The organism is Lachnoanaerobaculum sp. Marseille-Q4761, from assembly GCF_017565785.1.
Lineage (GTDB): Bacteria > Bacillota > Clostridia > Lachnospirales > Lachnospiraceae > Lachnoanaerobaculum.
The window spans coordinates 811,031-823,611 of sequence record NZ_JAGEKB010000001.1 but is presented as its reverse complement, the minus strand read 5'-3'; the positions used below and the strand labels follow the sequence as shown (position 1 = coordinate 823,611).

At 39.4% G+C, this 12,581-nt stretch carries 14 protein-coding genes; all 14 read left to right on the top strand.

Annotated elements, in window-relative coordinates:
• Positions 1-11: 11 nt before the first annotated feature.
• The 14 genes from J4O15_RS03775 to J4O15_RS03710 all read left to right on the top strand — a co-directional run bounded on the left by J4O15_RS03775 (position 12) and on the right by J4O15_RS03710 (position 12,579).
• Positions 12-1,472: a phage tail sheath family protein gene (locus J4O15_RS03775; RefSeq protein WP_208099756.1), complete on the top strand. Its 1,461-nt coding sequence runs from the start codon at positions 12-14 to the stop codon at positions 1,470-1,472.
• A gap of 2 nt (positions 1,473-1,474) precedes the next feature.
• Positions 1,475-2,002: a phage major tail tube protein gene (locus J4O15_RS03770; protein ID WP_208099755.1), complete on the top strand. Its 528-nt coding sequence runs from the start codon at positions 1,475-1,477 to the stop codon at positions 2,000-2,002.
• A gap of 11 nt (positions 2,003-2,013) precedes the next feature.
• Positions 2,014-2,367, top strand: a complete 354-nt coding sequence (locus J4O15_RS03765; protein WP_208099754.1) for a phage tail assembly protein — start codon at positions 2,014-2,016, stop codon at positions 2,365-2,367.
• Between the two features lie 129 nt (positions 2,368-2,496).
• Positions 2,497-5,553 (top strand): phage tail tape measure protein, encoded by a 3,057-nt coding sequence (locus J4O15_RS03760; protein ID WP_208099753.1) that lies wholly within the window; start codon positions 2,497-2,499, stop codon positions 5,551-5,553.
• Between the two features lie 9 nt (positions 5,554-5,562).
• Complete coding sequence (locus J4O15_RS03755) at positions 5,563-5,793, top strand: tail protein X (RefSeq protein WP_208099752.1); 231 nt, start codon at positions 5,563-5,565, stop codon at positions 5,791-5,793.
• Complete coding sequence (locus tag J4O15_RS03750) at positions 5,780-6,814, top strand: phage late control D family protein (RefSeq protein ID WP_208099751.1); 1,035 nt, start codon at positions 5,780-5,782, stop codon at positions 6,812-6,814. Before J4O15_RS03755 ends, J4O15_RS03750 begins: the two co-directional genes overlap by 14 nt.
• Positions 6,815-6,822: 8 nt before the next feature.
• Entirely contained in the window at positions 6,823-7,122 is a 300-nt protein-coding gene (locus J4O15_RS03745) for a hypothetical protein (RefSeq protein WP_208099750.1), read from the top strand.
• An 8-nt stretch (positions 7,123-7,130) separates the two neighbouring features.
• Complete coding sequence (locus J4O15_RS03740; RefSeq protein ID WP_208099749.1) at positions 7,131-7,526, top strand: phage tail protein; 396 nt, start codon at positions 7,131-7,133, stop codon at positions 7,524-7,526.
• Positions 7,527-7,535: 9 nt separating this feature from the next.
• Complete coding sequence (locus J4O15_RS03735; RefSeq protein WP_208099748.1) at positions 7,536-7,847, top strand: GPW/gp25 family protein; 312 nt, start codon at positions 7,536-7,538, stop codon at positions 7,845-7,847.
• Complete coding sequence (locus J4O15_RS03730) at positions 7,831-8,994, top strand: baseplate assembly protein (protein ID WP_208099747.1); 1,164 nt, start codon at positions 7,831-7,833, stop codon at positions 8,992-8,994. Before J4O15_RS03735 ends, J4O15_RS03730 begins: the two co-directional genes overlap by 17 nt.
• Positions 8,987-9,637: a phage tail protein I gene (locus J4O15_RS03725; protein WP_208099746.1), complete on the top strand. Its 651-nt coding sequence runs from the start codon at positions 8,987-8,989 to the stop codon at positions 9,635-9,637. Before J4O15_RS03730 ends, J4O15_RS03725 begins: the two co-directional genes overlap by 8 nt.
• Before the next feature lie 15 nt (positions 9,638-9,652).
• A complete protein-coding gene (locus J4O15_RS03720) occupies positions 9,653-10,219 on the top strand; it encodes a phage tail-collar fiber domain-containing protein (RefSeq protein ID WP_208099745.1) in 567 nt (188 codons plus the stop codon).
• On the top strand, positions 10,219-11,538 hold the full coding sequence (locus J4O15_RS03715; protein WP_208099744.1) for a hypothetical protein: 1,320 nt from the start codon (positions 10,219-10,221) through the stop codon (positions 11,536-11,538). The genes J4O15_RS03720 and J4O15_RS03715 overlap by 1 nt, the downstream gene beginning before the upstream one ends.
• Positions 11,539-11,616: 78 nt before the next feature.
• Positions 11,617-12,579: a cell wall-binding protein gene (locus J4O15_RS03710; RefSeq protein ID WP_208099743.1), complete on the top strand. Its 963-nt coding sequence runs from the start codon at positions 11,617-11,619 to the stop codon at positions 12,577-12,579.
• Positions 12,580-12,581 lie beyond the last annotated feature (2 nt).

Below are 12,581 nucleotides of genomic sequence, written 5' to 3'. Positions count from 1 at the left end.
GAGGATAAGCAATGACTTATTATCATGGAATTAGGGTTGAGGAGCAGGCCACAAGTATTATTGCTCCAATTACAAGTACTGCTGGATTGCAGGTAGTTGTCGGAACTGCACCGGTCAACTTGGCAAAGGATCCGTATAGTGTTACTAATACTCCACTCATTGCGTATAATTTCGCAGAGGCAGTGTCTCAGCTTGGATATAGTGATGACTTTAAAAAGTACACACTCTGTCAAAGCATGGATGCAAGTTTTAGAGTTTTTAATGTTGCACCAATTATATTTATAAATGTTTTGGATCCTAAGAAGCACAAGAAAGACAATGCTGAAGGACCAGTAAATGTTGTCGCAAAGCAGGCGAAAATAGAAACAACAGGAATTCTGCTTGATACACTTGTTGTGAAGAATGGCGGAACTGCACTCAAAAAGGATGTGGATTATATTGCAAGTTTTTCTGAGGATGGAACGGTTTTAATATCGCTAATTGAGGGGAGTGCTCATGCGAGTGCAAGTACATTGACAGTAAAGTCTACAAGTATAGATCCGACAGCTGTAAGAGAAAAAGACATAGTTGGCGGATATGATGCTGCTACAGATAAGGAGACAGGTATTGAATTAATCAGGCAGGTTTATCCTAAATTTGGATTAGTTCCCGGATTGCTTCTTGCCCCGGGATGGTCACACATACCGGAAGTTGGGGTTGTACTTGGAGCAAAATGCACAGAGATAAATGGAGTCTTTAGTTGCGAGGCTGTTATTGATATAGACTGTACAGCGACTGGGGCAAAGAAGTATACAGATGTAGGTGTATGGAAAAAGAACCATGGATATACAAACAAGCATACTGTAGCTCTTTGGCCGCAGGTAAAGGTTGGAAAAAAGCAGTATGCATATTCTGCGATATTTGCTGCACTGGTGGCATATACAGATGCAAATAATGATGATGTTCCAAATTTGTCACCTTCAAATAAGCTTATTGGAATATCCGGAATGGTACTTGATGACGGTACAGAGGTGGTACTTGATCAGGATCAGGCAGGAGCTCTTAATGGAGAGGGAATTGTTACTGCAATTAATGTTGGCGGATGGAGAAGTTGGGGAAATAATACTGCAGCATATCCAGGTATAACAGATCCTAAGGATAGATGGTTCTGTTGCAGAAGGTTTTTCTCATGGTGGAGCAATAGTTTTATTCTTACTTATTTCCACAAGGTTGACGATCCTGCGAATTACCGCTTGATTGAATCAATTGTTGATAGTGAGAATATTAGAGGTAATTCTTATGTGTCTCAGAGCAAATGTGCAGGTGCAAAAATTGTATTTGATGAAAAGGACAATCAAATCACAGATATTTTAAATGGGAAAATTAAATTCCACCAATATCTTGCACCTTATGTTCCTGCGGAAAATATTGTAAATGTCCTTGAATTTGATCCAACGATGTTGGCTACGGCACTAAATGGAGGAGGTAACTAATTATGGCAGGAGTACTTGGAATACCTGGTGTAATAAATAATTTTAACCTTTACTACAAAGGTACAGCCCTTGTAGGACTAACAGGAGAGATAACCTTACCTGACTTTGAAGGAACTACGGAGACATTAAGTGGTCCCGGTATTCTTGGGGAGCTTGAAGAGGTTGTAATCGGTTCATTTGGAAGTATGGAAATTGAAATTCCTTTCAGAATACTTGACGAGGATGCATTCAAGCTTATGTCTCCAACAGAAACTCTTGACTTGACTCTAAGAGCAAGTGAGCAATACACGGTAAAGGGAACCGGGGGTATAGATACAAAGGGAATGAGAGTAGTAATAAGAGGTAGACAGAAGAAGCTTACAGGTGGAACTGTTAAGCAGGGCGGAACAATGGATGCCTCTGTTACTGTAGAAGTAGTATATATAATGATAGAGCATGATGGAAAGAAGAGAATTGAGCTTGATAAGCTGAACAATGTATACAAGGTCAATGATAAGGATCTACTGGCTAAGATAAGAAGTCAGTGCTAAAGGAGATAAATATGGCTGATAAAAATAAAGTAGTTAATGTAGAAGGTTCTCATGGTGAGGTGTCAGGAAATGACACCTCTATGATTATTAAATTCTCACGTAAATATACCTTTGAAGATAGAGAGTATGAAGAGCTTGACTTGAGTGGCTTAGAAAACATGAGTGCAACAGATATGATTGCAGCAAATAAGATACTTGAAAAGAGTGGTAGTTTTTCCTTTCTGCCTGAGATGTCTCTTGAATATGCTTGTATCATATCGGCAAGGGCAACAAAGATACCGGTTGAATTCTTCAAGGCCTTGCATCCAAAGGATGCAATTAAGGTCAAAAACAGGGTGACCTCTTTTTTTTACGGAGAGGGATAAGGCCTGATGATGGCAAAAAATTAAGAAAGCTTGCTATACAGCTTGCTATGGCGTTGCAGACAGGGGTAGATTTTTTCCTATCCCTGTCTGTTTTTGAATTAATAGAAATGGCAGAGGAGGTGGGAGATATTGGCAGGGAACAACAAGCAAGAGTTGGCCATTCGCATAGCAGGAAAGGTTGAAAATTCGTTAAAACAGAGCCTTGGAATGACTGAAGATGGAATTAACCATCTCGTAGGTATTGCAAAGGGGGCAGCGCTTGCAATTGCTGGCGGATTTGCTGCTATAAAAGTCGGAGAATTTATCGGAGATGCAATAAGTGAATACTCTGAGTTTGAACAGTCTATGGCAAATACTTCAGGTATAGCCGGTGCGACTGCGAGTGAGTATGAACAATTATCTGCAGCAGCAAGAGAAGCAGGTAAAGCTACTACTTTCACTGCTTCGGAGGCAGCAGATGCCCTTGGGTATATGGCACTGGCAGGCTGGGATGTTGAGACCAGCACAAAAGCACTTACTCCAGTTTTAAAGCTTGCAGAAGCTACGCAGGCAGATTTGGCAACCACAAGCGATCAGGTCACTGACTCTATGAGTGCCATGGGAGTTGGAATAAATGAATTGCAGGAATATTTAGATGTTGTTGTTATGACAAACAATAAGGCAAATACAACTTCTGCTGCCTTGATGGAAGCGATGATTGGTTGTGGAGGTGCCGCCAGGGCATCTGGTATGGATTTCAAGGAGACTGCGACAGCACTTGGAATATTGGCGAACAATGGTGTAAAGGGTGCAGAAGCCGGAACAGCGTTGAATTCAATGCTTGTGCGTATTTCCACCAAAGATGCAGCAAAGGCGGCATTTGAGGATCTTGGCGTTGCAGTCTATGATAATGCAGGCAAAATGAGAGATATGCGTCAAATCCTTATAGATTTGAATGGTGCGATGTCAGGTTTGACAGAAGAAGAAAAAAATAACTACATGGCCGCAATTGCAGGAACAAATTATTATTCGAAATTCGGCTATCTGCTGGATGGTGTAAAAGAAGGTGTAGACGGTACGGCTTCAGCATGGGATGCACTATCAGATAACCTTAATAATTCCGAAGGTGCACTGGATGAAATGGATAAAAAGGTCACCAATACACTTAAAGGGTCGATTGCAAGGTTTAATAGTGCAATAAGTGATTTAAAGATATCGCTTATTGAAGGTTTCGGACCACATGCAATCAAGATAATAGATGGGTTTTCCACAAACATTCCTAAAATAACAGAGAATTTCGTTGGTATGGTTAACAAACTGCCAATTGATGAGTTTATGGATGGAGTTGGAAAGATGGCCTCAGGGACAATGGACTTTCTGGTTGCAGTCAGTAGTGGAGAAGGAACAATAGATACTTTTGTCACTATGTTAGATGAGAGCTTTGGGATAAAACTTCCTAACTCAATAAGAAGTGCAATTGATGCAGGGCAGGACTTTATAGGTAAAGGGCAGGAAGTGGCAGGCTTCCTTTTGGGTACGCTTAAAAATGCAGTTGGTAATATAAGAGATAAAATCGCAGAGAATGAACCTACATTCCAAAGTGTTATAAATCTTGCGAACGATTTAAAAGACAGAATGTTTGAGGCATTTGATCATGCCAAGCCTACTATAAAATTTATAGCGGAGACGGCCGTTCCCAATGTGGTAGATGCATTGCTGAAGGTGACTAAAGGTATAACTGATGTAGCAGATGCTTTTGTAGAATGGGATGGATTCCTCCCTACAATCACAGCAATTGGAACTGCAGTAGCAGCCATAAAGTTTTATAAGTTTGTTACTGGAGTTTATTCTGCAGCAAAAGCTCTTACAATATTAAATATTGCAAAGGCCAAGGATATGGCACTGACTCTTGCTATAAAAGCTATGTATATCCAGGATGCAATAGTTAAAGCGGCAAGCGTGGTCCAAACATATGCTCTTGCGGCAGCACACGCAGTGTGGAATGTCACGGCAACAATCGGAGCAGGGGTTACATGGGCTCTTGGTGCGGCATTTGCCTTCCTCACCAGTCCAATAGGCCTAGTGATTTTGGCAATAGGTGCAATCATTGCGATTGGAGTTTTGCTCTGGAAGAACTGGGATACTGTGAAGGAAAAAGCTGGGCAACTTGGAGTATGGCTTGGGGAAAAATTTAATTCAATTAAAGAGTCGATTGGAAATGCCATAGATGGATTTAAAAATAAATTCCCAGTTGCTTTCGCATTTATTGAAGGCGTTTTTAATGGTTGGAAGGCTACAGTAGATGGAGTCATTAATGGAGTTAAGCAAGTGTTCCAAGGTGTCATAGACTTTGTGCAAGGAGTGTTTACAGGTAATTGGTTGCAAGCTCTTGAAGGACTTAAGAGCATCTTTTCAGGAGCCTTTGGAGTGTTAAGCTCTCTTGCACTCGCTCCTCTTAATGCGATGAAGGGCGTTGTAGTTGGAGCTCTCAGTGCAGTAAATGTAGCCACAAATGGTAAGTTGTCTGAAATAAAAAGCTTTTTCACTACTCATCTAGAGGGGGCAAAGAGCACTGTTGTTGGAATACTTGATGGAATAAAAAATGCTTTTAATGAAAAATTAGAAGCAGCAAAAAGCATTGTATCCGGTGCTGTAAATGCAATAAAAGGATTTTTTAATTTCAAATGGGAACTTCCTAAGTTGAAAATGCCACACTTTTCTATAAAAGGAGACTTTAGTCTTATGCCTCCAAAAGTTCCTACAATGGGAGTTGAGTGGTACAAAGATGGTGGAATCATGACAAATCCTACGCTGTTTGGTATTAACGGAAATAATGCCATGGTTGGCGGAGAGGCAGGAGCAGAAGCAATTCTTCCTCTGTCAGAATTATGGAGCAAAATGGGAGGATTTATCGACAGTGCAATAAGTGCATCTGTAAAACTACTTGCAGAACGCATTGAGGATTCCCAAATGGGAACAGGCAGAGTCTCTTTGTCAACTCTTAGTGATAGAATAGCTTCTTCCGGATATGCAGTGGCAGGGGAGAGTGGAGATGGCGGAGCAGTGTCAATAAACTACTCTCCAGTGTACAAATTCGAGGGTTCAGTGTCAAAAGAAGATATTATTCAAGCCGAGGAGATGTCGCAAGATAAGTTCGATAAGCTGATGAAGCAGTGGATGAAGGATAAAGGGAGAACAAGGTTCTAGGAGGCTAATATGAAAACATATACTACAGTTCAAGGGCAGACATGGGATCAGATCGCATACGAGCTTTATGGCAACGAGTACATGTGCGATAAGATTATGGAATTAAACAGAGATAAGCTTGATTGCTTTGTATTCCCAGCAGGCATTGAATTGACTGTCCCTGACAAAGCAGATGCTGTAAGTGAAACTGTTACGAGTGATTACCCAGCATGGAGGGCAATGTTGAATGCAAAAATCTAGGAGGGTAACATATCAGATTTTATATGATGGAGCTGAAGTTGGTCTTTCAAGTCGTTGTGAGTCATTATCTTATACAGATAATGACTCTGGCAATGCTGATGAAATAACTATAAATCTTAGTGATAGAAATATGGAGTGGGCATTGGGAAAGGGCTTTGTCCCGGAAAAAGAACATGATTTGGATGTGACAATATTCTTTCATAACATGACAAACAACAGCATCTATCAATTGTATCATTGTGGAAACTTTACAATAGATGATATCACATATTCAGGTGGAAGTGGTGGACACAAATGCAGCATAAAAGGAGTGTCACTACCTGCAGGACTGGGATTCCAAACAGGGAAGGTTAGCAAGACTTGGGAAAAGGTAACTGTTAAACAGATCGCTGAAGAGATAAAAAGCAAGTATGGAATGGAGAACCTTTACTTTTGGGCAGGTGAACCGATAATCGAGAAAGTGGATCAGGAAGAACAATCTGATAGCGAATTTATAGCAAAGCTATGTAGCGATCAAGGTCTATTTATAAAGATATATAAAAAGGGGTTGGTCATATTTGACAAGAGTATGTATGAGGCAAGAGGGATAACGGCTACATTTTCAGAGACAGACTTTGAGGACTGGAGTTGGAATTCAACATTGATCGGCACATATACCGGTGCAAAAATATCATACATTCAGGTCGATAAAAAGGCTAAGAACAAAAAAGAAAAAACAAAGATAATATCTGTTAATGTGGGCGAAGAACCAAGAATCCTTGTTCTGAATGAAAAAGCAGGTAGCAAGGAAGAAGCTGAGAGAACTGCAAAGGCAAAAGTAAATTCTGAAAACGAAAAGGCAGTGGCATTGGAGTTCACGGCCTTGGGCAATGCAAACATAGTTGCTTCATGCAATATAGAGATTAAAGGAATGGGCCGCATTGACGGCAAGTATTATGTGACAAAGGTAAGTCATGACCTTTCAGGAGGCTCTGGGCATAAAATGAAAGTCAGTGCCTACAGAATATTTACAAGGTTATAGGAGGATCTATGATAAGAATAGGATTTGTGAGCAGTATAGGTGATGGAGGGGTTTCAGTAACTTATCCGGATACCGGGAAAACGACGACTGAGCTTCCTGTTCTTGCTTTTGCAGGAATAAAGCAAACATTCGAAAAAGATGATGCGGTAGTGGTTGCCCACATGAGCAATGACAATTCTATGGCAGTAATTCTTGGAAAGTTTTACGCCGGAGATGATCCAAAGGCAGAGATAAATGTAAGTAATGGAGCATTAAATTTCAAAGACAAGTCGGGAAATATCAGTTTAGCAGAGATTATTGCTAAGTAGGAGGACAAATGGCAAAGATTGGAAACTGGGGGCCTTATCTTAAATTTGAAACCAGTGACAAAAGAATCCTTACATTTAATGGATTTAAAAGGGATTTCGGAGTCAGAACTACACTACATCAGGTAATTGGTGGCAAGCCTTTGGTGGAGCTACTGGGAAGTAATCTTCAAGCTATAACATTTACGATAAAAGTTATTGCTACAAGGGGAATGTCACCTAAGAAGCTTGAAAAGAAACTCATAAACTATATGACATCAGGAGTGATAGCTCCACTTGTGATCGGAAGACGGAATATATGTTCTAAAGCTATGATTACAGCATTGTCGGAGAGTTTTGGTGTTGTGTTGCAAAAAGGAGAGCTCTTAAGCGCACAGTTTGATATTACAATGACGGAATATAGATAGGGAGACTATATGAATGAATTTCAGTTTGAATTTTTGGATGAGGTAGACAAATCTGAAATCAAAGATATTCTTAGAAATTTGAATAATATCTTCAGACTGTCTGAAGGTACTGTGCCACTGATTAGAAGCCTAGGACTGTCAATTGATAATGTTTCTAAAATCCCTGTGGATCTTGAGAATGATATTGCAACAGATATTGTGGCTAAGGTTGAAATGTTCGAGCCAAGGGTGTCTGTAAGCAGTGTGGATTTTAAACATACTAATGATGGAGAAACAAAGATAAAAGTATATCTTGAGAGGGGTGATGGAAGTGGAGAATAGTAACCTAAAGAGTATAAAAGACTATCCTGAAATATCTTTTATGAAGAACTATACAATGGAGCGGCTCGCAGATGATATGATTGCCTGGTTTAAAGAAAAATACAAGGAAATCACAGGTGAAGATATTGTGCTTGGTAAGGCAGATGATAGGCGAATAATATTGCTTACAGGCGCATACTTTATCTATCAGGGATATATGTATTTGGATGATGCTGGCAAGATGGGGCTTTTAAAGTACAGCAGAGGTGGCTATCTGGAAAACCTTGGTGCACTGAAACATATTTACAGGAAGCCTGCAACGGGTGCTACAACTACAATAAGATTTTCAATGACCACTCAAAGAGTATCTGCGATAGGAATTCCTAAAGGGACAAGGGTAACCGCCGGAGATAATATTTATTTTGCTACAGATGTGTATGCAGAAATAGGAATAGGGAAGAAGTATGTAGATGTTCAAGCGACTTGTACGACCACAGGAGCAGCAACTAATAATTATGATATTGGAGATCTTAATACGATAGTTGATATAGTGGCTTTTGTAGACAGTGCAAAGAATATAACTAAACCTGAGAACGGAGCCGACATAGAGTCTGACGAGTCACTAAGACAAAGGATATATATTGCTCCTGCGTCATACTCAACTGCAGGTTCTGTGGACTCATATGAATACTTTACAAGGCAATATAGTTCGGATATAAGCAATGTAAGAATTACAAGTCCCGAGCCTGGAGTCGTTCAGATACGATATCTTTTAAAGGACGGTGCAATACCTGAAGCTGAATCAATACATAAACTAAAGGAATATCTGTCAGGAGAAAATATAAGGCCGTTGACAGATAAAGTTGAAGTGCTTGCACCTACAAGAAAAAAATATAATATTAACCTAACTTATTATATCAATAAAAGTGATCAATCAATGGCAAATACAATACAGGCGAAAGTTGCTCAGGCAATAACAGACTATATTGCATGGCAAAGAGCTGAAATTGGAAGAGATATCAATCCTGATATTTTAAAGCAAAAAATCATTGATGCAGGAGCAAAGAGAGCAGACATAACATCTCCTGTTTTTACAGTGGTTGATGAAAATTCAGTGGCAGGTGTTGATACACAGACAGTAACTTATGGAGGTCTTGAAAATGATTAAGTATGAAGATGCTGAACCTATTTCCGTTTTACCTTCGGTGCTTTCGTCTGAGCCAAGTAATGTAGCTATCAGCTATGCATATAAGATGGCAATGGAGAAAATTATAAGGTTCTCGATTCAGACATCGCTTTACGCCGATATTGATCATATGGATGAGGATGTTTTGGACTTGATGGCTTTGGAATTTCGGACACAGTACTACGATGAGGTATTGCCGATTGACATCAAAAGGCAGCTGGTAAAAAATGCCCTTGGCTGGTATCAAAGAGCCGGCACGCCAAATGCAGTCAAGGAGCTCATCAATACAGTGTTTGGAGAGGGTGACATTGTCGAGTGGTTCGATTTTGCAGATCCGCCATATACACCCGGAACATTTGAAATACAGACTGAGTCAAGAGTGACGGAAGAATTGATTTTGTATTTTACAAATTTGATTCACAGAGTAAAAAATGCCAGGTCGCACATTCGAAGGATTACGATTTTAAGAAATATCGGAAGCAAGGAGTACGGCGGTGTAGGGGCTGTGAGCAAGCCGGAAAGAAATATATATAATTATAATAGTCGTGACGAGCCTGTCAAAGGTAAGCCTTATATAGGTGTAGCAGCGATAAGCTTTCCGGAAATAGTAATTTATAACAGGTAGGAGAGGTAAGAAAATATGGCTGGAGTATTTAAAGAGGCTGTTCTGACAAAAAAAGGCATTGCCTTGCTTGCCAAAGCACAGGTGAATAAAGCAAAGATAGAGTTAACTAAAGCGGTATCGGGAGATGGAAGCTATAGTATATCTGATGATTTAACCCAAAGAACTGCTCTAAAGGCACAAAGACAGGAGTTTAAGTTTGTAGCATTAAAGAGACAAAATGATACTAATGTATTTATAAAATTCCTTATTACAAACAAACAGGAAAGTGGAAATTTGCAAAATGGATACTATATCAAAGAAGTGGGTATATATGCAAAAGACCCGGATGAAGGTGAAATTCTGTATGCAATTGCTATTGCAAATGATAATCAGTGGGACTATTTACCGGCTTATAACGACCTTTTACCATCTACAATTGCAATAAATTTCTTAATTGAAGTTTCAAATGCTGATAAGGTTGTAATTAAGATGGATGCACCTTTGCAGGTCAGTACAGTTGTTCTGACAGATGATATAACAGGTGCAAAGTATAAACTTGGAATCAGTAATGGCGCTTTCTACTATGAGGAGGTGGAAGAATAATGGCAAAGGTATTTTTGGCGGATAAAGAAACACAGGATAAAATTTATAACATTGTCAGAGATGACCAGGTATATGGATTTGTGGAGCATATGAGGGAACCTAATCCTGCAAAAAAAATTGAGTATATTGGCGCAAACAAGGATTTTACTCCAATTACACAGGATTTGGATCAAAGCAAAGTAAATTATGGTTCATGGAAAAAATTTCCTGTAATTGCCGGCAATAAACCTTGGATGGTACTTGAAACCGGTATTGGTGATTACAGGTTGAATGAGGATGACTATACAAAGAAATTGGATGGCACCGCTTCAGATGTAAGTAATGCAAGGTATCCGGGTGGTGCATACTCATGGCTTCCAAGAGTGTATACAAGACAGGAAGTCTATGGAGATGATAGATATGTGTGGTTCAGCTTTGAAAAAAGAGAAGGTTTTGAGGCTATCGGATTTAGAGAGTGGAATGGCAGTAGATTTGAAGAGGTAGAAGGAGTTTGGCTGCCTATGTTCTATGGCTCAAAGCTATCTGATACGGTTGCAAGCATTTTTAAGTCGAAAACCGGTGCAGAGGATGCTAACAGTATATTTTTAACAAGTATCGCAGGAGCTGGTGTATTTGTTGGGAATAAGACACAAATGCAACATTTATTTGGAGCCGTGTCATTATGGAAAGGTGATGAGTTGCTTTGTGGATATAGACTTTTACAGGGTGCAATATTAAATGTAATTACTGATTTACTTATCTTATTTGCGAAGACTACAGATTTAAAAAGTGTATTTGGGAAAGGCAGACAAAATATTAGAGTTGGAAGTGAGCAATTAAAAAATGATATTGTGTCGGGTGGGCAGTTTATGGGAACTTCAGATGGAAATTCCTTGAATAAAATATTTCACTCAATTGTACTGGGATCATATCAGTTGGCACAGGTGGATGCAACAATGCATATTAATAATACGAATGATGAATTTTTTCTTTGCATTCAAAAAGAAGAGACAATAAACACTTCCAATTTTTCTAATCTTGCAAATTATGTTCGAGTAGCAAATTATAAAAGGAATTTGCTTGATGGAACTTGGAAAAATGTTAACACACGTGTGAAGGCAGACTATGGAGCTGTACCTGCTACACTGTATAGTGAGGCAGGCACAGGTGATGTTAAGCTTAGAGCAAGAAGCAACTATACATGTGTCAGACTCTCACCGGGAGAGAATGCAAGCTTTAGAGCATATGATTTTGCATCTGTGCAAATCGGAAGTACTGATATAGGCAATGGAGTTGGAGCATCTACTATGCTTATGCCACCCGTAGACTTAACTCCATAGGGTAAAACGAATAGGATATTAAGTAATTTTTAGAGAGCCATAATGTGCTCTCTTTTTTATACAGAAAGAAGGTAAATAATGTTGAATGCTTTTTTATCAGGTAAAAAGCTTATGGGTGGAGATTACTCGCAGTTCACTCTGGCAGGTAAAGCTTTACTAAGTAGACAAGGAAGAATTAGTAGAGAACCGCATATCGGGGATAAAGTATACTTTTATAGTCAGAGCCTTGGCAGAGTGGCACATGTAGGAATTGTTGTATCTGTGGAAAAGATTGGAGACAGATACAATATTGAAACAGTGGAAGGCAATACAAGTTCCGTAAGCTTTGATAGAAATGGTGGATGTGTAGCAAGAAAAAAATATTCTTTCACATTAGCAGAGGTGGGAGGAACTAATAGAATCAATTGTTTTTGTAGTCCACTGTTTGGGGACAACACCTGTACAGCTGAAGAACTTGTAAAAGTAGCTTGTGAAGAAATAGGCTATGAGGAAAAGGCAAGCAATGCAGGTCTTGACGGTAAGCACACCAATGTAGGTAGAAATAATTATACTAAGTACGGAGAATGGTATAGGGAAAATTGTGATGGCAACCATCCGGCATACTGGTGTGAGCAATATACCAGCTGGTGTGCCTATAAGGCTTGTGAGATGCATAAAAAGAATTCCTTTACAGGATGGGTGCAGTTTGATGGCAAGTGGATGTATGAGCTTAACGGTGTGGTATTAAAAGGTCAATGGATAAAATCCGGTGATAGATGGTATGTGACAGATGAAGCAGGTTATATGATCACAGGCTGGTTTAAACAGGAAAATGATGAATGGTATTATCTTAATCCACGAGACGGAGCCCTGCTTAGTGGACAATGGATAAATGTTGATGGTGCTGATTACTATCTCACGAGTAGTGGTGTAATGGCGAAAAGTGGATATATAAAAGATTCTGATAAGGAGCTTTACTACTGGGTAGATGATAAAGGTAAGTATCAGAAGGAATATGATACAGTGGCACCGGAATTTGATAAGTATGAGCTTATAGAATAGGA